Origin of the sequence: Streptomyces sp. NPDC057543, assembly GCF_042801895.1 — a bacterium.
In the GTDB taxonomy this organism is placed as follows: Bacteria; Actinomycetota; Actinomycetes; order Streptomycetales; family Streptomycetaceae; genus Streptomyces.
In genome coordinates this window covers 1-18,512 of the sequence record NZ_JBHVFF010000172.1, presented here as the reverse complement: position 1 = coordinate 18,512, position 18,512 = coordinate 1, and the positions used below count along the sequence as shown (strand labels likewise).

Annotated in this window: 16 protein-coding genes; 7 read left to right on the top strand and 9 right to left on the bottom strand. The window is 70.0% G+C overall.

Features of this window, described 5'->3' with window-relative positions; all coding sequences use genetic code 11:
- The first annotated feature begins 239 nt into the window (after positions 1 to 239).
- Positions 240 to 1,886 carry an APC family permease gene (locus tag ACFU8Q_RS25960; RefSeq protein ID WP_384457933.1) on the top strand — a complete coding sequence of 549 codons (1,647 nt, stop codon included), beginning with the start codon at positions 240 to 242 and terminating at the stop codon, positions 1,884 to 1,886.
- 35 nt (positions 1,887 to 1,921) lie between these two features.
- Here ACFU8Q_RS25960 and ACFU8Q_RS25955 read toward each other — a convergent pair whose 3' ends face one another.
- Entirely contained in the window at positions 1,922 to 2,602 is a 681-nt protein-coding gene (locus ACFU8Q_RS25955; RefSeq protein ID WP_384457931.1) for a (2Fe-2S)-binding protein, read from the bottom strand.
- A gap of 254 nt (positions 2,603 to 2,856) precedes the next feature.
- On the opposite strand from ACFU8Q_RS25955, the gene ACFU8Q_RS25950 reads away from it, so the two are divergent.
- Positions 2,857 to 4,113: a DMT family transporter gene (locus tag ACFU8Q_RS25950; RefSeq protein WP_384457929.1), complete on the top strand. Its 1,257-nt coding sequence runs from the start codon at positions 2,857 to 2,859 to the stop codon at positions 4,111 to 4,113.
- On the opposite strand, the gene ACFU8Q_RS25945 is transcribed toward ACFU8Q_RS25950, so the two are convergent.
- A complete protein-coding gene (locus tag ACFU8Q_RS25945; RefSeq protein WP_384457927.1) occupies positions 4,083 to 5,435 on the bottom strand; it encodes a transglycosylase family protein in 1,353 nt (450 codons plus the stop codon). The two genes, ACFU8Q_RS25950 and ACFU8Q_RS25945, sit on opposite strands and share 31 nt — an antisense overlap.
- A gap of 438 nt (positions 5,436 to 5,873) precedes the next feature.
- Between ACFU8Q_RS25945 and gndA the strand changes: the two genes are divergently transcribed.
- The 3 genes from gndA (at position 5,874) to ACFU8Q_RS25930 (ending at position 9,791) form a co-directional block, all read left to right on the top strand.
- The gene (gene gndA, locus ACFU8Q_RS25940; protein WP_384457925.1) at positions 5,874 to 7,316 is read left to right on the top strand and encodes an NADP-dependent phosphogluconate dehydrogenase; all 1,443 of its coding nucleotides are present in this window, start codon (positions 5,874 to 5,876) and stop codon (positions 7,314 to 7,316) included.
- Between the two features lie 604 nt (positions 7,317 to 7,920).
- Positions 7,921 to 8,994, top strand: a complete 1,074-nt coding sequence (locus ACFU8Q_RS25935; RefSeq protein WP_384457923.1) for a Dyp-type peroxidase — start codon at positions 7,921 to 7,923, stop codon at positions 8,992 to 8,994.
- Complete coding sequence (locus ACFU8Q_RS25930; RefSeq protein ID WP_384457921.1) at positions 8,994 to 9,791, top strand: family 1 encapsulin nanocompartment shell protein; 798 nt, start codon at positions 8,994 to 8,996, stop codon at positions 9,789 to 9,791. The genes ACFU8Q_RS25935 and ACFU8Q_RS25930 overlap by 1 nt, the downstream gene beginning before the upstream one ends.
- 899 nt (positions 9,792 to 10,690) lie before the next feature.
- Here ACFU8Q_RS25930 and ACFU8Q_RS25925 read toward each other — a convergent pair.
- The 3 genes from ACFU8Q_RS25925 to panD all read right to left on the bottom strand — a co-directional run bounded on the left by ACFU8Q_RS25925 (position 10,691) and on the right by panD (position 12,206).
- Positions 10,691 to 11,320: an arylsulfatase gene (locus ACFU8Q_RS25925; RefSeq protein ID WP_384457919.1), complete on the bottom strand. Its 630-nt coding sequence runs from the start codon at positions 11,318 to 11,320 to the stop codon at positions 10,691 to 10,693.
- Positions 11,321 to 11,395: 75 nt separating this feature from the next.
- Positions 11,396 to 11,755, bottom strand: coding sequence for a GNAT family N-acetyltransferase (locus ACFU8Q_RS25920; protein ID WP_384457917.1), 360 nt, complete (start codon positions 11,753 to 11,755; stop codon positions 11,396 to 11,398).
- Positions 11,756 to 11,786: 31 nt separating this feature from the next.
- Complete coding sequence (gene panD / locus ACFU8Q_RS25915) at positions 11,787 to 12,206, bottom strand: aspartate 1-decarboxylase (protein ID WP_384457915.1); 420 nt, start codon at positions 12,204 to 12,206, stop codon at positions 11,787 to 11,789.
- A 281-nt stretch (positions 12,207 to 12,487) separates the two neighbouring features.
- Here panD and ACFU8Q_RS25910 point away from each other — a divergent pair, with 281 nt between their 5' ends.
- Positions 12,488 to 12,970, top strand: a complete 483-nt coding sequence (locus ACFU8Q_RS25910; RefSeq protein WP_384457913.1) for a hypothetical protein — start codon at positions 12,488 to 12,490, stop codon at positions 12,968 to 12,970.
- A gap of 439 nt (positions 12,971 to 13,409) precedes the next feature.
- Here the strand turns inward: ACFU8Q_RS25910 and ACFU8Q_RS25905 are convergent, their stop codons facing one another.
- The 4 genes from ACFU8Q_RS25905 to ACFU8Q_RS25890 form a co-directional block, all read right to left on the bottom strand.
- Positions 13,410 to 14,087, bottom strand: coding sequence for an HdeD family acid-resistance protein (locus tag ACFU8Q_RS25905; protein ID WP_384457911.1), 678 nt, complete (start codon positions 14,085 to 14,087; stop codon positions 13,410 to 13,412).
- Positions 14,088 to 14,286: 199 nt separating this feature from the next.
- Positions 14,287 to 14,574 carry an FCD domain-containing protein gene (locus ACFU8Q_RS25900; RefSeq protein ID WP_384457935.1) on the bottom strand — a complete coding sequence of 96 codons (288 nt, stop codon included), beginning with the start codon at positions 14,572 to 14,574 and terminating at the stop codon, positions 14,287 to 14,289.
- 176 nt (positions 14,575 to 14,750) lie between these two features.
- The gene (locus ACFU8Q_RS25895; RefSeq protein WP_384457909.1) at positions 14,751 to 15,122 is read right to left on the bottom strand and encodes a hypothetical protein; all 372 of its coding nucleotides are present in this window, start codon (positions 15,120 to 15,122) and stop codon (positions 14,751 to 14,753) included.
- Between the two features lie 46 nt (positions 15,123 to 15,168).
- The gene (locus ACFU8Q_RS25890; protein WP_384457907.1) at positions 15,169 to 15,549 is read right to left on the bottom strand and encodes a protease inhibitor I42 family protein; all 381 of its coding nucleotides are present in this window, start codon (positions 15,547 to 15,549) and stop codon (positions 15,169 to 15,171) included.
- Positions 15,550 to 16,288: 739 nt separating this feature from the next.
- Here ACFU8Q_RS25890 and ACFU8Q_RS25885 point away from each other — a divergent pair.
- Positions 16,289 to 18,475: a M64 family metallopeptidase gene (locus ACFU8Q_RS25885; protein WP_384457905.1), complete on the top strand. Its 2,187-nt coding sequence runs from the start codon at positions 16,289 to 16,291 to the stop codon at positions 18,473 to 18,475.
- Positions 18,476 to 18,512 lie beyond the last annotated feature (37 nt).

Below are 18,512 nucleotides of genomic sequence, written 5' to 3'. Positions count from 1 at the left end.
CGGTCGGCCACCCGGTCGTGTGGCCGGTGTCCGGGGAGAACTGTTGCCGCGGCGTCCGGTCCGTACGCGTCGGCCATCCGGCCCCGCGATCGGGCAGCTACTTCGTACGCGACCCGACTGGCGCAACTTCCCCGTGCTCCGGGAACGATTCGCACGGATCGGGCATCTAGTTGAGGTCCCGTGGATACGGACAGACACCTCACGCCTCATCCCCCACCGGAACAAGGGGTGCATCCAGCATGCAGATGTCCAAGCCGGTCGCACCCACGGCGCCCACGAATCCGGGCCTCAAGCGGGAAATCGGGCTGATCGGTCTCATCTGGACGTCGGAGGGGTCCATCATCGGGTCCGGCTGGCTGTTCGGCGCGCTGTTCGCCGCTCAGGCGGCCGGCACGGCGGCACTCATCTCCTGGGGCATCGGGGCGCTCGCCATCATCGTGCTGGCATTCGTGCACGCCGAACTGGGGGCCATGTACCCGGTCGCAGGCGGCACCGCCCGCTTTCCGCACTATGCCTTCGGCAGTGCCGCCGGTGCGTCCTTCGGATGGTTCTCGTGGCTGCAGGCCGTCACCGTGGCGCCGATCGAGGTCATGGCGTCGCTGGACTACCTCAGCGTCCACGCCCCTTGGGTGCAGACCGGCAAGAATCACCTGACACCCGCGGGGTACGGGCTGGCCGTCGCGTTCATGGCGTTCTTCGTCGTCGTCAATTTCTTCGGCATCAAATGGCTCGCACACACCAACAGCGTGGCGACGTGGTGGAAGGTGGCGGTCCCCGTCTTCACCATCATCGTGCTGGCCGCCACCACCTTTCACGGCAGCAACTTCGGCTACCAGGGCTTCGCCCCCTTCGGCGCCAAGGGCGTGCTCTCCGCCATCAGCACCAGCGGCATCATCTTCGCGCTGCTCGGCTTCGAGCAGGCCGACCAGTTGGCGGGCGAGAGCCGTGATCCGGCCAGGGACATCCCGCGGGCGGTCATCGGCTCCATCCTCATCGGCGTCCTCGTCTACGTGGCGCTTCAGGTGGTCTTCATCGCCGCGCTGCCGCACACCGCGTTCGCCCACGGCTGGGCCGACCTCTCCTTCAGTGGAAAGGCCGGCCCGTTCGCCGGGCTCGCCACCTCCGTCGGACTCGGCTGGCTCGCCACGCTGCTGTACATCGACGCGGTCGTGTCACCGTCCGGTACGGGCCTGATCTACACGACCGCCACCTCCCGGGTCTCCTACGGCCTGTCCCGCAACGGCTACGTCCCGGCGGTCTTCGAGCGCACCACCAAGCGCGGCGTCCCGTGGTTCAGCCTGCTCTTCGCGTTCGTGGTCGGGCTCATCGTGTTCCTGCCGTTCCCCACGTGGCAGAAGCTGGTCGGCTTCGTCACGTCCGCGAGTGTGCTGATGTACGCGGGGGCACCGCTCGCCTTCGGGTGCCTGCGCAAGCAGGACCCGGACCGGCCTCGTCCGTACCGGTTGCCCGGCGGGATGTTCTGGGCACCCGTGGCCTTCATCGTCTCGAACCTGATCATCTACTGGGCGGGCTGGGACACCCTGTGGCGCCTCGGTGCGGCCATCGTGCTGGGTTATCTGCTTCTGGGCGGCTCCGCGCTGCTCAAGCTCAACCCCAGGGTGCCGCACATGGACTGGTGGTCCGCGCAGTGGCTGCCGGTCTACCTCGTGGGCATGGGCCTGATCTCCTGGCAAGGTGGATTCTGCAGCACGGGCCCGGCATCCACGGCTTCCTGCGGTGCGACGGATGCCCTCCCGCTGTGGTGGGACATCGCGCTCATCGCGGCGTTCAGCCTGGTGATCTACTTCTGGGCCCAGGCCGTCCGGCTCCCGGACGAGGAGACCCAGGAGTACATCGGGTCCGTCGAGGTGGTGCCCGGCGGATGACCCGGCCTCGCACCCGGTACCGGTGCGTCCGCGTGTCAGACGCTCTCAAAGACGCAGTCGCCGCACAGACCACCGGCCGGGCAGCGGTAGTACAGGCAGCAACTGCGGCGACGGAACGCCGTGTCGTGCGGGGCTCCGGTGTTCCGCAGGTCCGGGTGGTCGAACAGTTCGGCGACCAGTGCGCGGGCCCGTACGGACACGTCGGGGCGGTCGTGGCTCAGTGCCCAGGCGACCAGTTCACGCAGGGCTCCTGCCAGCGCCGACGCCGCGTTGCCCCACAACAGCCGGTTCGCCAGGGGGCCGTCCCGTTGGATCGCCTCGGCGAGGGGCACGAGGTGGCCGAACTGGACGGCCTCCCGGATCCGGTCGGCGGTGGCCGGCAGCGTTTCGGAGGCGCTCAGCCACAGATCGTCCGGGGCGGTGTGCCGCGGGTCCCAGTGCAGGGCCTCGGGCGAGAGACCGGGGAAGCGTCCCGTCAGGACCGCCGGGCCGAGCGCGACCGACCAGAGGCGGGCGGCCAGCCCCAGGTGTGCGACAGAGGCGGCGACTCTGCGCTCGGAAGTACGGAGCCGGTCGGCGACCGTGTCGATGCGGGCTGTGAGGGGTGCGGACTCCCCCGCGTACAGCAGGGCCAGCGGGCGATGCGCACCCTCGGGCGGTGTCGTGGTGCGCAGGGCGAAGAACCCACCCATCGAGGGTCCTGCGGGCTCGTCCATCGCGCTGCTCCCTCTCGATTCCGCGGCCGTCACGACCGGTGACCTCGCCGGATCGCGGGCATACCGGAGTGCCGCGAGCCGCGCGACTCGACATTCACCGTATCCCCTCCCGGTGATCGACTCGGAGTCCTCAGGAGGGAGGACTACCGTCGGTAGGAGGACCCCGGGACCACTGCCGTACTACCAAGGCAGTACGACGGATCGCCGCCTCAAGGACGACGACACGGCTGCCTCGGAGGGACATCGTGGTGTACATGAGTTCCCTTGCGCTGTCCGTGCTTCTGTCACTGGTCTCCGCGGTCGCCTACGCGGCCGGGGCGATCGTCCAGGAGCGCGTGGCCGCGGCCGGCGACGGCCGCTCGCTCGCACCCTTGCGTAACCGCGTCTGGTGGGGCGCCGTGGCGCTGAACGGGACGGGCGCGGTGCTGCATGTCGTGGCGCTGGCCTACGGTCCGCTCAGTCTCGTCCAGCCGCTCGGCGCGCTGACCATCGTCTTCGCCCTGCCGATGGCGGCGCTCTTCGTACGCCGCCGGGCACGGGCCACCGCATGGCGCGGCGCGATCATGGCGACCGTCGGTCTGGCGGGCCTGCTCGCGCTCACCGGGGACGGAGAGTCGCGGTCGCTGAGCGGCCCGGATCAGCTGATGCTCGCCGGGGTGACGCTCTGTGGGGTCGCGGCGCTCTTCCTCGTCTCCAAAGGTGTGCACAGGCCGGTGGTGCGGAGCGTGATCGTGGCAGGGGCGGCGGGTGTGGCTTTCGGTATCGCTTCGGTCTTCACGAAGACAGTCGCGGTGCAGTGGACGTCCGGCGACGCGGGGGCCGGGATGCCGGCACTGCTGGCGATAGCGACGTTCGCGGCCGCCGGGCTGCTGCTGTCCCAGATCGCGTACCGGGGTGCCGGGCTGACCGCGCCGCTGGCCACGGTGACCGTGGTGAACCCTGTGATAGCCGCCGCCGTCGGCATCACCATGTTCGACGAGGAGTTCCGGCACGGCACGGCAGGCACCATGCTCGCGCTGGCGTGCGGGGTGGTCGCCGCGGGCGGGCTGATCCTGCTCACGACGGAGCGGCTGGGTGCGGAGCACCTCGCCGGGCGGAGTGCGGGAAGCGCGCACCCGGTCGTTGCGGGGGACAGGACACACGCGGTGGGCCGGGACGGGGAGCCGGGCGCCGACGACGCCGTGGAGCCGGCAGCCGGTCTGCACCTGACGGCTGGGACGCGGACGGTTGTCACTCCCCTCGAGCCCGCCACCGCCATACCGGCGGCGACAGCCGCGAGGCTCGCGGCGGCCGACGAAATCGTCGCGGAGGCCTTCTCGGTGGCCCCTGCGCTGCCCCTGCTCAGGCCGTTGAAGCGCCGGCTCGGGCAGGTGGAGTTCGGGCCCGGGCGGCCGTCGCATACCCGCCCCGCACGGCGGGACGGTGTGCCGTCCACGGGGTCCGACGCAGCCGATGACGCCGCCGGACCGCCGAGCGCGGTTCAGACGCTGACGCCGCCCGCCCTGAGGTAGGCCAGCGGGTCGACGTCCGAGCCGTAGCCGGGGCCGGTGCGGATCTCGAAGTGCAGGTGCGGACCCGTGACGTTCCCGGTGGAGCCCGAGCGGGCAATCCGCTGGCCCGCTGAGACGTGCCGGCCCTCGCGTACGTGAAGCGCGGACAGGTGCGCGTACTGGCTGTACTTGCCGTCACTGTGCCGGATGACGATCTGGTATCCGTACGCTCCGCCCCAGCCCGCCGAGACGACCGTGCCGGAGTCGACCGCCTTCACCGTCGTACCGGTCGGAACGGGGAAGTCGACACCGGTGTGGTAGCCGCTGGCCCAGGAGCCGGCCTGGTGGTACGGGGTGCCGATACCCGCCGCGACCGGCGCGACGAGGCCGGCGTGCTTCTCCGCCCGCTCCTGCTTTTGGCTCTCGGTCTTCTTCGGGTGGGACTTCGGCTTCGCGGTCTGGTGGTGCGGCTTCGCTGCTTGGTGCTGGGGTTTCGCTGCTTGGTGCTGGGGTTTCGCTGCTCCGTGTGGGGACGTGGCCGCTTGCTGCTTCGGCGTGGCCGTCCGGTGCTGCGGTTTTGTCTTTTCGTGCGGTGCGGCCGTCGCCTTCGGCTTCGTCGTCGGCTTCGTCCTCGCGGTCGAGCCCGCCCTGACATCCGTTCTCGGTGCCCGGGCCACATCGAGGCTCAGGCGCTGCCCGGGAAAGATGAGATCCGGGTCGTCCCCCACGACCTTGCGGTTCGTCGCGTACAGGTGCTGCCAGCCGCCCCGTACGTGCTCGGTCGCCGCGATCGCGGACAGTGAGTCGCCCGAGGCAACGGTGTACGACTCGCGCTTGCCGGGCACGGTGGTCGGCGTGGCGGGAGTGGACGTCCGCTTCGTCTCCGGTTTTCCGGCGGCGGCCCTCCCGGGCGTCTTCACCCGACTGGTCCGCGCGGACTGGGTGTTGACGTCGGGGGCGTCACCGCCACTCGTCAGCCCCGCCCGTGTCGAGCAGCCCGGCCAGGCACCGGGCCCCTGCCCTTCGAGCACTTTCTCCGCAACGGTTATCTGCTGGTCCTTGGTCGCGAGATCGGCGCGCGGGGCGTACACCGTGCCGCCGTAGGCCGCCCAGGTCGAGCGGGTGAACTGCAGGCCACCGAAATAGCCGTTGCCGCTGTTGATGTGCCAGTTGCCGGTGGACTCACAGGCGGCGACCTTCTCCCAGACGTCCGTCGACGCGGCGCCCGCCGAGGCCGCCGCTACGAGCGGCAGAGCGATGCCCGCGCCTCCGGCGGTGACCGTGAGCGAGGCACGGTTGAGCCGACTGGGCTGATATCTGCGGTGCCGTCCGTTCGCGGCCATGACTTGGCTCCCCCACAGGCAGTAGGACACGTCGCAAGCGCCCAACTTATGGGCAGACAAAGGCCGATGACAAGAGAGCAGAGCCCGGCCACCCATCACGGACGGTACGAACGAGAGACCCTGCCGGGTGGCGCCGCGCTTGAAGACCGACCGGACCCACAGATAGCCGACCGGACCCACAGGTAGCCGACCAGGCCCATCCCGACGCACCGGGCGAGCGCGACGACTCCGCTGTTACCGATCCCGGTGCCCATCAGCAGGCCGCGCAGCTTTTCGGTGATCGTTGTGAACGGCTGGTATTGGGCGTTCCGCACCCACGTCGCCTCGTACCGGCCCATGCGCAGACGGAGCCATACGGCCCATTGTGAACAGCCGTTGCCCTGCCCCGTATCCATACTGAAGCTCCCGGCGTCCCCAAACAGATTGCAGAGCACACAGATGAGCGGCACCGCGCAGATCGGCGTCACAGGACTCGCGGTCATGGGCCGCAATCTCGCCCGCAACTTCGCCCGCAACGGCTTCACGGTCGCCGTGCACAACCGGACGACCGCGAAGACGGACGCCCTCGTCGAGGAGTTCGGCGACGAGGGGGCCTTCGTGGCCGCGCGTACCCCGGAGGAGTTCGTCGCGGCTCTGGAACGTCCGCGACGGCTGGTCATCATGGTGAAGGCGGGCGATCCGACGGATGCCGTGATCCAGGAGTTCGCGCCGCTCCTGGAGGAGGGCGACGTCGTCATCGACGGCGGCAACGCGCACTTCGAGGACACCCGTCGACGCGAGCGGGAGCTGCGCGAGCGCGGCATCCACTTCGTGGGCGTCGGCATCTCGGGCGGCGAGGAGGGCGCGCTGAACGGGCCGAGCATCATGCCGGGCGGCTCGTCACAGTCGTACGAATCGCTGGGGCCGCTGCTGGAGAAGATCGCCGCCAAGGCGAAGGACGGCGCCCCGTGCACCACTCACATCGGTCCCGACGGGGCCGGGCACTTCGTGAAAATGGTCCACAACGGCATCGAGTACGCGGACATGCAGCTGATCGCGGAGGCCTACGACCTGCTGCGCAAGGTGGCGGGCTACTCCCCCGCGAAGATCGCCGAGACGTTCCGCGGCTGGAACACCGGTCGCCTCGACTCCTATCTGATCGAGATCACGGCGGAGGTGCTCGCCCACACCGACGCGGCTACCAAAAAGCCCTTCGTCGACATCGTGCAGGACCGGGCGGAGCAGAAGGGCACGGGCCGCTGGACGGTGCAGATCGCGCTGGATCTCGGGGTGCCGGTCTCCGGTATCGCGGAGGCGGTCTTCGCCCGCTCACTGTCCGGCCACGCGGATCTGCGCGAGGCGGCGACGGACCTGGCGGGCCCGTCGGCCGCGGTGCTCGACGAATCGGCTGCCCCGGCCTTCGCCGACCGGGTGGAGCAGGCGCTGTACGCGTCCAAGATCGTCTCGTACACGCAGGGGTTCCACCAGATCCGGGCAGGCAGTGAGGCGTACGACTGGAACATCGACCTCGGGGCGGTGGCCGCGATCTGGCGGGCCGGGTGCATCATCCGGGCCGCGTTCCTGGACCGGATCCGGGCGGCCTACGACACCCGCCCCGACCTGCTGAGCCTGCTCTCGGACGAGCAGTTCGCCACGGAGATCGGCGCGGCTCAGGACGACTGGCGTGTGGTGGTCGCCGAGGCGGTGCGGCAGGGCGTGCCGACGCCGGGTTTCGCGGCCGCGCTCTCGTACTACGACGGACTGCGGGCGGACCGGCTGCCGGCGGCGCTGACCCAGGGGCAGCGCGATTTCTTCGGCGCGCACACGTATCGGCGTACGGACCGTGAGGGCTCCTTCCACACGCTCTGGGGCGGCGACCGGTCCGAGGTCGAAACCGGCTGATACACGGAGCGCCGACGGGCGCTCCGAGCCCACGGCGGCGAGCGCCGTTCGACAGCCCTCCGCCGATGAGCCGGCGCGCGGGGCGGACGGCGGTACGCGCCGGTTCACCGCCGATGGGACTTGACCGGTCGGGAGCCCTGAGCGGGCGGCGCCACGGGAGTCGCGGGAGGAGACCGGGTTGCCACGGGTGGCCGTGGGCCCTGCGAACTGGTGGGGCAGCCCCCGGCGGCGATGGCGGTCCGCCTCAGCCGGCCGGGCTGCCCTGCCTATGGCCACGCTCCTGGCGGACGCACCGCCCGGCCTCCTCCGAGCCGGTCGCACCTGGCCGGTGTCCCGGTTGTCGTCTCCGCCGTCGCCGGGAGATCGCCCTGGCCGTCGCCTCGACCGGGTCGAGGCGGCGTCCGTCCTCGCCGACCAGGGTCAGACCGTCCGGCAAGTGCGCCGAGGAGCCGGTGGATGAGGGGAACGGGCCCACCGTCGCCCGGTCGGGTGACCCGGGGTGCGGCGTCGTCGTACGTGTGCGTAAGTAGCAGCGGGCCTTCTTGTCGCCCCACCCGAGATCCTGCTGCACCTCCGTACCGCTGACGCCCCATGGAGCCCCCGTATGCCCGACGCCATGCCGGAACCGGTCGCGGCCCAGCCCGTCGTCGCGCCGTTGACCAGCGCCGCCCTGATCCTGGTCGCCACGATCGAGCCCGGTGGTGAACCCGTCGTCCGCGAGGTGCTGCCGGATCTGGCGGCGATCTCCCGTTCCATCGGGTTCCGGTTCCCGGGCACCGGCCTGGTCGTGGTGACTTCCTTCGGCTCCGACGCCTGGGACCGGCTGTTCGCGGGGCCGCGTCCGGCGGGTCTCCACCCGTTCCAGGAACTGCACGGTGCCCGCCACCGGGCCCCCGCCACGCCGGGCGATCTGCTGTTCCACATCCGGGCCGAGCGGATGGACGTCTGTTACGAGTGGGCGGCCCAGCTCCTCGACCGGCTCGGTGGGGCGGTGAAGGTGGTGGACGAGACACAGGGGTTCCGCTACTTCGACCACCGGGACCTGCTCGGCTTCGTCGACGGCACGGAGAACCCCGTGGGGGCGGACGCGCTGTCGGCGGCCCTGGTCGGCGCGGAGGACCCGGAGTTCGCGGGCGGCAGCTATGTCGTCGTGCAGAAGTATCTGCACGATCTCGCGTCCTGGAACGCGCTGAGCACCGAGGCCCAGGAGCGCGTCATCGGCCGTACGAAGTTCGCCGACATCGAGTTCCCCGACGACGTCAAACCCGCCGACTCGCATGTCGCCCTCAACACGATCACCGAACCGGACGGCACGTCGCGCGAGATCCTGCGGGCCAACATGCCGTTCGGCAGCTTCGAGCAGGGCGAGTTCGGCACGTACTTCATCGGTTACGCCGCCGACCCCGGCGTGACCGAACAGATGCTCCGCAACATGTTCCTCGGCAATCCACCCGGCACATACGACCGCATCCTCGACTTCTCCACGGCGGTCACCGGCACACTCTTCTACACCCCCCGCGCCGACTTCTTCGACGCCCCGCCGCCGTCGCCCGCCATGACCGCGGCCGAGGCCCTGCCGGAGCCGGCGTCCGCGCCCGCGGCGGCGCAGCCCCCGGTCCCGGTCCGGTCGGACGACGGCTCGCTGCGCATCGGCAGCCTGCAAGAAAGCGCCCAGTGATGAACAACCTCCACCGCGAACTCGCCCCCGTCACGGAAGCCGCCTGGGACCAGATCGAAGAAGAGGCCCGGCGCACCTTCAGCCGCCACCTGGCGGGCCGCCGTGTCGTCGACGTCACCGGGCCGGACGGCCCAGGACTCGCAGCCATCGGCGACGGTCATCTGCGCGCGATCGATCCGCCCACACCGGACGTGATCGCCCGGGCCCGCACTTCGGTCCCCGTCATCGACTGGCGGGTGCCGTTCACGGTGACCCGTTCGGCCGTGGACGACGTCGAGCGCGGTTCCGACGACAGCGACTGGCAGCCCGTCAAGGAAGCGGCCCGTACCTGTGCGTTCGCCGAAGACATGGCGATCATCGACGGGTACGCGTCGGCCGGCATCACCGGGCTCCGGGACGGCTCCTCGCACACCCCGCTGCCGCTTCCGGCCGACGCCCGCGACTATCCGGCCACCGTCAGCCAGGCGCTGACCCAGCTGCGGCTGGCCGGGGTCGACGGCCCGTACCGCCTACTGCTCGGTGCCGACGCCTTCACCGAGGCGACGGAGACCTCCGACCACGGATACCCGGTGGCCACCCACCTGGCCCGGCTGCTGGACGACCAGATCCTGTGGGCGCCCGCCGTCACGGGCGGCGTTCTGCTGTCCACCCGGGGCGGCGACTTCGAACTGCGCCTGGGCCAGGATCTGTCGATCGGCTATCAGGACCACGACGCGACCAGCATCCGGCTCTACTTCCATCAGGCGTTCACCTTCCGGATGCTGACGCCGGAGGCCGTGATCCCGATCATCGCCTGACCTCTCGGCAGCCCGACGCGCTGGTGACCGCGCCGGTGCGGTCGTCCACCGCCGAGAGTTCCCGGCGAGGGAGTCGGACCGCCGACCCGCCACGCCCCAGGCCAGGAACGCCTCGACCGTCCGGGCGAACCGGCGGGCGTCTTCGAGCCACGGATGGTGCCGCGCGCGGCTGCACGACCGGCTCGGCCCTGCCGGACAACGCCGCGATGTCGGCGGCGACACGGGGAAGCGGGCCGCCGTCCGCTCCGCCCGCGAGGACCAGCGCGTCCCACACGGCCGGGGCGGCGCGGGCCGGGGCGGCGCGGGCCGCGGCTGGGCTGCCGGCGGAGGTTGCGGAAGGCACACCCTTGGCCGGCCTCACCGCTGCGGACCGCAGCCGGCAGCGCGAACACGGCTCGGTCGGCGATCTCATGCGTGGCTGTACGCGATCCGTCGGCCTGGGACCTCGCAGCGGCGGGCCGCATACTCACCGGGTTCACGCCGCGGGTGGACGCCATACCGGCCGGCGCCCGAGGCAGGCCGTGGCAGCGCCGCACGGGGAGGCAGAACTCGCGACATGGGCCAGGCGGTCAGCCGGTCGGATGAGGTGACGGCTCCGGTTCCGGTACCGGCTCGGGGTTCGGGCTGGGCGGCTGCGGAATCGGATCCGGCGCCGGGCCGGGCGGGACGGGGCCGGGCGGCGGAGGCGGCGGCTCCGGCAGCGGCGACGGCGGCTCGGGCATCGGTCCGGGCGTGGGCGCCGGTGGCACGGGGTCGGGGTACGGATTGGTCATCGGAGGCCTCCGAGCGGTTCAGGGTGGATCTGCTTCCACCGTCCCCCGGAGCGGCTTCCCGCGCCTGGTGAGCCCATGCGTACGGGTTCCGGATGACCTGTCCGGGTGCACCATCCCCGCGACGGGTCAGCGCGCGGTAGCGGCTGCAGCGGCGGCGAGGCCCGTCCGGGGGCTGGCGAGCACCGGGATCCGGGTGACCGTACGGGTGACGGCATCGGCCATGGACGCCTGCGCCAGCACGATCACATCGGCGTCCGTCACCGCATCTGCCGCCGCCGCGACCAGGTCCAGAAAGCCGTCGCGATCCCCGGCCTCGAAGCGCGCCCAGGCCCCCTCGACCAGGACGGTGCGCACCTCGACGGGCCGGTCCGCCACCTCTTCGGCGAGCAGGGCGAGGGTCGGCGCCAGGGTGTCGCCCAGCGCCGCGAGGACCACCACGCGATCCCGTTCCGCGGCAGCGGCCGCCATGGGACGGTCGACACGCAGCACCGGAACTCCGACTGCCGCCCCGGCCGACTCCGCGACCCCGCCGATCGTCGAACACGTGCAGAGAACAGCGGACACACCCTCGGCGACCGCGCCCGCGAGCATCGCCCGGATCTCGTCCGACACCGCTTCCGGGCCCTCGTCCCTGGCCCGGGCGAGCAGGTCCTCGGACATGAGATGGCGCAGGGCGAGTCCGGGATGATCCGCATCCCGGAGCGCGTCGAAGACCGGGACGTGGACCGGGGACGTGTGCAGCAGTGCGAGTGTCATCGACCGAACGTACAACTCCGCGGCCCGGGTCGGATCATCGGCCGAGTGGATCGGTGCACCCCGCCGTGTTGATCACTACAGCTCCGGGTGGGCCGTGAGCTGCGCCTTCGCCCGCTCCACCAGTTCGGCCGGTGCTTCGCGAGCCTGGTCGGGGTGGTGCTCCGCCCACTTCGCGGCGTACGAGCAGAGCGGGACGACGGGGACACCCTCGCGGCCCGCCATGGCGTAGAACTCCTGGACGAGGGCGCCCGCGATGCCCTTGCCCTCGTGGCCGGGCTCGACGACGGTGTGCACGGCGACGAGCGCGGCGGGGTCGCCGTCCATCACGAAGTACGCGATGACTCCGGCGGCCTTGCCGTGCTCGTACGCGAGGAGGTTGCCGCTCGCCCGGTCGTCGCGGATGTCGAGTTCGATCCGGTCGGTCTGTTCTGCCATGACGGGTGCTCCCTCGGGGGTCGAGCCAGGGTCAGCGCGCCGCGGGAACGGCGTGCGGGCTCCGTTCGGTGCCGGGTACGGGTTCGGAGGCGTCGGCGCCGAGCGCGACGATCCGGTTGCCGGCGTCGACATGCACGACACGCGGGGTCAGGCCACGCGCCTCGGCGTCGTCGACCTGGGCGTAACTGATCAGGATGACCAGGTCACCGGGGTGGACGAGGTGGGCGGCGGCGCCGTTGATGCCTATGACACCGGAGCCGCGTTCGCCCTCGATGACGTACGTCTCCAGGCGGGCGCCGTTGTCGATGTCGACGATGTGCACCAGCTCTCCGGGCAGCAGATCCGCCGCTTCCATCAGCTCGGCATCGACGGTGACGGAACCGACGTAGTGCAGGTCGGCCTGGGTCACGGTGGCCCGGTGGATCTTGGACTTGAATACTGTCCGAAACATGAAGAAACTCCCGATTCATCTGCTCCCTGCCTGCTGTGCAGGTCAAGGGCGGTGCCCGCAGCGTACAACCATTCGCGTATTCGGTCAGCTGTCGCCGGGCGTCCCAGGACTCCCACTGACCCTTTGCTGGCTTTTCTGAGAGCGACCCAGTTCGAGACGCCGTTCGAAGCCGGAAAATGACCCGTCCCATCCGATGCGTGGTGGACATGCCGGGCCGGCAGGATTTCCCGAAAGGCGCTGAGACAGGTGAAGTAGGGTGCCGCCAACCAACCGGGGGCAGCATGACGCAGCAGGCATCGACAGGTCCGCTTGCCCAGGGCGGGGAAGGGCGGCGCCGTCACCTGCCGCGCCGGGTGCTGCTCGTCGTGACGGTGTACCTCGTCTGTTTCCTCTGGGGAACCGCCATGCACCTCGTGGACGTGGCAGGTGGCGGTCACAACAGCTACGCCTCTCCCGCACCGGCTCCCATCCGGGTCTACTTCGTCGCTCTGGTCCTGCTCGACCCTCTGGTAGCCGTTCTGCTGGTACGAGTCCGACCAATCGCCGTGACTATGGCGAGCGCGGTCATGACCGTGGACGTGTCCGCCAACTACTACGTCAACTGGCCGCAGATCTCACAACACCCGGACTACCTGCTCCGGCCCCTCGGGCTGCTGCCGTTCACCCTGTTCGCGCTCTTCATCGCCGTGACCGCGTCGCCCCTCCACCGGCACCTGGACCGGATCGCCGAAGCACGGAAGCCGGTAGGCGACAACGCGGGTTGATGCAGTCTGTTCCCAACCTCACCGCGAGCGACAACACTGCGTCTGGCCGCGAACTCAACAAGTCTCGCGAGAAGAGAAACCGTCCGTCGCGACGGGACGCAGAAGACAAAGAACTTCCCAATGACGATGTCAAGCCGCAGCCGTGACGTTCGGCAGGACTTGATAGCAGGCTCCGTCGCGGATCACCGCCCAGAGAAAATTGGCTCTACGGCGGGCAAGTGCAAGCAGAGCCTGTTTGTGCCCCTTCACCTCGTTCCGCTTGCGCCAGTAGTGGCTGTGCGATGCGGAGCACGACCTCATGCTGGCCATCGAGGAGAGATAGAAGGTCCGAAGCAGGCCGCGGTGGTAGCGGCGGGGCCTTCGCCTGTCGAGGACTATCTCTCCACCGGGCCGCAGTAGACCGAGGTCCTTGCGTATACGCGCGTGCGGGCGACGGGGTTCATGCCGTGCGCGGGATCCGCTGTGCACGGCCGTGGAGCCGGAGCGCCGTTACGCACTCGACGATGCCGACCACTACCAGCCACCAGCCGGCGACCAGGGTGAGCACGGCGATTGAGGTGAACGGCGAGATGATTAGCACGATCCCCGCGATGAAGGTGACGACGCCGAGGATGGCCTGCCAGCCGCGCGCGGGCATGGTGGGGTCGTGAACGGCGGCCAGAGTATGGGTGATCCCGCGGATCAGCCAGCCGATGCCGATCCACAACGCGAGCAGCAGGATCGACTCCAACCTGCCCCGGAAGCAGAACAGACCCAGAAGGATCGACAGGGCGCCGCTGATGAAGGCCAGGACACGCAGCGAGGTCGCCCTGTGCGTGCCGAAGGCGGCTGCCAGTTGGAGCGCGCCACTGAGAATGAGGTAGATACCGAAGAGGATCCCGGCGACGAGCAGGGACGGGCCCGGCCAGGCCAGGATCACGATCCCAAGGACCAGGGAGGCGATGCCGGTGATCAGGACGACCTGCCAGGCGGTGCGGGAGAGGCGGTGCAGGAACCCCTCGAAGGGTGGCTCCAAGTAGCCCGGGTGCGGTTTCGGCGCGTGCACGTCACCCGCGGCACGGACGTGGCGGTCGTCGTATTCCGGTTCCCGGGGGGAGCTGCTCGATGCGTCGGTCATGATCCATGCTTGTACCGGGCACGGGCGCCCCGCGACCTTTGCCGGTCCACCCGGCTGACGGCGGAGGCACGGACTGCACCGCACAGGGCCCGGTGAACCGTGGGCCGTGCGCGCAGCCGCGCCCATGGCCGTCGGCGCCGCAGCACCGTCCCGGACCGCAGCGGTCCGGGGCGCTTCGGCACAGGTCGTCGACGGTGGGTCAGTTCTTCACCTGGGAAACCGTGCGCTTCAAGTGCGTGCGCATCAGTGTGCTCGCGGCCTCGGTGTCGCGGGCGGCGATCGCCTCCACGAGTTCGCGGTGCTCCTTGGTGCCGCGCCGGCCCACCGTCGCCGGCACGATGGCCTGGGCCTCCCACAGACGCATGAGCATCGGGCCGTGGAAGGACTCCACAAGCATCTCGATCGCCCGGTCGGGGGTGCAGGCCGCAAGACGGATGCGGAAGGCGGTGGAGAGTTCCATCAGCCGCTGGACAGCGGCCTGGCGGATGCATCGAGGCCCTCGCCGTCGCTCGCCTGCACGGTCGGCTGGTGCTCCTCACCGGTGGCGGCGACAACGCCATCGCCGCCTGGGACCTGATGACATGGTCCTTGATCGGCACCCACCCGACGGCTCATGACGCAGCTCGGATCACGTACTGCGGCCCCGCGCCCGGGTCAGCTGCTTCAGTTCGACAATGGTCGCGACGGCGCGCAGCCAGGTGGCCGCGGTGTCGTCGGCGGCGAGCCCGCCCATGAGTTCGGTGCCGGCTCGCAGCCACTCCCGTACCACGACGGCCGCCTCTCGCGGGGCAGGGGCTCGGGCAGCTCCGCGGCGTGGGCGAGCCCGCCGGCGCGCACGGTGTCGGCGAGGAAGGCGAGCGAGCGCGGCTCGGTGCCGAGGCGGTCGAGGATGACGGCCGCGGCGCCGTCGCCGAACAGGGCGGTGCGCCGGGTGCCGGGCTCGGCGGTGAGGCCGTGACGCAGCAGGACGGTGACGTCGAGCCGGGCCAGCTCGTCGTCCGTGCGGTCCGGTGGGTACGGGGCGTCGCCGTTCATGGCGGGACCTCTGGTGTCTCGTCTCGTCCGACTGGTCCGCTGGGGCTCAGTTGACGGTGACGGTGTAGGTGATGCGTTCGGGAGCCTGGGAGGGGGACGGCGCCCCCGTGGTCGGGGTGGCGGAGGGTCCGGTCGTCTCGGGGGGCAGCGTGGAGTTGTTGCCCTGGCACGTGGTGAAGGTGCAGTGCAGCAGCGTGAACCGGGTGGTCCCCTTGCCCTTGGCCTCGAAGGTGAAGGTGAGCCGGCCGCCGGCACCGGCCACCGGCTCCTCGCCGGAGCCCGACGCGTAGTCCTGGCCGCGGCTGACGAGCACCGAGCTGTCGGGCTCGGGGTCGACCAGGTACCAGTACTCGCGGGTGGAGGCGTTCTGGTCGACGGTGAGCGTGAAGCGCTCGCCCGGCTCGGCGGTGATGCTGGTGTCCTTCACCGGGCGGCTCGTGGAGCCGCCGGCCGGTTCGTCGGTGCCCGAGCCGCAGCCCGTGGCGAGAGCGAGGAGCGCGGCCGCCGCGATCGCGGCACCGCCCCTGCTACCGCGGCAGATAGACGCTGTCCGCGTTGGGGAGATCACTGTTGGAAGCCTTGCCCATGTGGCCGTTGATGAAGTCGTCCTCGCTGACCCAGGTGGTCGAGCCCCAGCGGTTGTACACCTGAAGCCCTCCTGGGCGATGATGGTCATCGCGTGGGCGCCCTCCTTGCCCGAGACGTCGACCGGCACCGGCCGCCCCTGCGCCACCGACTTCTCGACTTCGGTGAGGACCGCCCTGCGGTCGGCGGCGCTGTCCAGGTCCTGGCGCTCGTGACGGCGGGCAGGCTAACACGCACTGTGCATACGAAGGATCACAGGTCATCCGTCACACACACCTCCTCCACATCACCCGCCCCACGGCACGCCTGGGCGCCCATCCCGGCCCAGGCGATCGGCTGCAACTCGCCGTAGGCGTGGGCTCGGTCCGGTTTTGGGCCGCCCCGGCGTGCCTGCCGGTGGGAGCCGTCGATCGCCGCCCGGGACCAGTCCGGCTTCCCCGCCCGGTGCAGCTCGGTCAGTAGATGTCTGCAGCCAGAGGATTGACACTTCCTCATGGCAGGCAGTCGTATGAAGGCCCGTCGGACCAGGACAAAGGTCGAGGAGCTTCCTTGTGAAACGTATATTGGTTCCACTTGTTGCGGTGGCTGTAGCGTTCGGCGCGATGGCCGCCGCGCCCGCCGCGACGGGTGCCGAAAGACAGGTGGCCGGCACTTCGGTGAGCGCCGTGGCCGACGACACGATGGTCGTTCCGGTCCAGGTGACCGGCGACCCGGCGAATCGTTGGAACCTGGTGGTGCTCGGTGACGGCTACACCGCGTCCGAGATGCCCAAATTCCTGGACCAGGTCGACCAACAGCTGAACGTGCTCTGGGGCCTTGAGCCCTACAAGAGCTACCGGAACTACATCAATGTCTACGCCGTCGAGACTCCCTCCCAGGAATCGGGGATCAGCTGCGACCCTCAGCTGGGCTCCCCGATGCGCAACACCCCTTTGGGGATGAAGCTCTGGAGCGGCTGCTCCACGAACGGCATCCAGCGACTGCTCGTGATGGACAACAACGCGGCCAAGAAGTACGCGGCTCTGGCCCCGAAGGCGGATCAGATCCTCGCGCTGGCCAACAGCGACACCTACGGCGGCGCGGGCGGCTCCTACGCCACAGCGACCGGCGGCAACGCCATGTCGGCACTGATCGCCCCGCACGAACTCGGCCACTCCTTCGGCGGTCTCCAGGACGAGTACGACTACTACTCCCGTGGAGTGACCAGCGGAACCTACAGCGGCGGTGAACCCAAGTCGGTCCATCACACCCTGTTGACCGAGCAGCAGATGCGCGACCAGAAGGCCAAGTGGTGGCGCTGGCTCGGGGAGAAGAGCGAATCGGGCGGCACCATCGGCCGCTACGAAGGCGGCATGTACTACACCGAGGGCGTCTGGCGGCCGAGCCGGCATTCGATGATGAAGACGCTCGGCTACTACATGGACCAGGTGAGTCGTGAACAGATGACGGCGGGCCTGTCGGGGGCCGTCAAACTCATCGAGGACTCGACGCCAACCGATGAACCCGTGGGCCCCACCGACGAGTTGTGGATCGACACCGTTCACCCGGTCTATCACGAGCTCGACGCCACCTGGAGCGTCAACGGCAAGGTGGTCCGCTCCGTCGCCAACGCCCGCAGCGTCAATGTGCGGGACCTCCACGCGCGCGCGGGCGACACGATCGGTGTGAAGGTCGTCGACGACACGGACTTCGTCCGCGATCCCGCCCTTCGGGACAGCGGCAAGATGACGGCCACGCGCGAGTGGACGGTCGGGACACCCTCCGCACCGTTCACCGACGACGATGCTCCGAAGATCTCCCTGGCGACGCCCGCCGAGCGGCCCGTCGGGGCGACTGACGTCCTGTGGGTCGACCCGAGTCACCCGCGCGACCACGCTCTGAACGTGGTGTGGCGGCTGGACGGCCATGTCGTGGGGCACTCGACGAGTCTCGATCTCGGCGGCCTCCGACTCGGCAAGGGCACCCACCATGTCGACGTCAGCGTAAGTGATTCACGCAAGCCCTCGTCGCCTGCGGCAACCGAACAGTGGACAGTCGACAACACGGCGGCAACCACCAGCTACCTTGTGTCGGACCCGGTCAGCGTCTCGCGGAACAGCGACGGCACGCCGCACTACACCGTCAAGGATTCCTTCAGCCTCAACCTCACGGCACACGACGACCAACCAGGGGCACTGACCTCGGAATTCCGGGTCGACGGCGACGGGTGGTTCCACTACTTCGGCTGGCCTACGGACGGTTCCAAGCCGTTCCTGTTCACTCCCACCGGAACGAACGTGGACGATCTGATCTACGGCAACCTCGGCACCGGAGGCCTGTCCACCTCACCGTTCGCCAAGCGGCTGCCCGGATACGGCACCCACCAGATCGAGTACCGCTCCGTGGACGCCGCCGGCAACGTGGCACCGTCCAAGAAGTTCACCGTCACGGTGCTCCCCAAGGACCCGACACCGCCGGGCTCCGTACCCGTCACATCGAGCGCGGTGACCCTCTGCGTCAAGGATCAGACGCAGGTCCAGGTGTCCGCCCGGAACCGATCGGCGTACCAGGCCGACCTCACTGTGAAGACGTCCTACGGCGAGCAGACCTTCAAGAACGTCCCCGCGGACGGCAAGGTCTCGGCGGTCTTCCGCACCGGCGAGCCGACCACCGAGACCGGCAGCGCGATGGTCACCGCGCACGCGAAGGTCAAGGGCCCCAACGGCACGAACGACCATCAGCTCGACGCCACCTACCAGGTCCCCTACAACCGGTTCGCCTGCAACTGAGCCCATCCTGCGGTTGGGCGGCGGTCCCGCCGGGGAC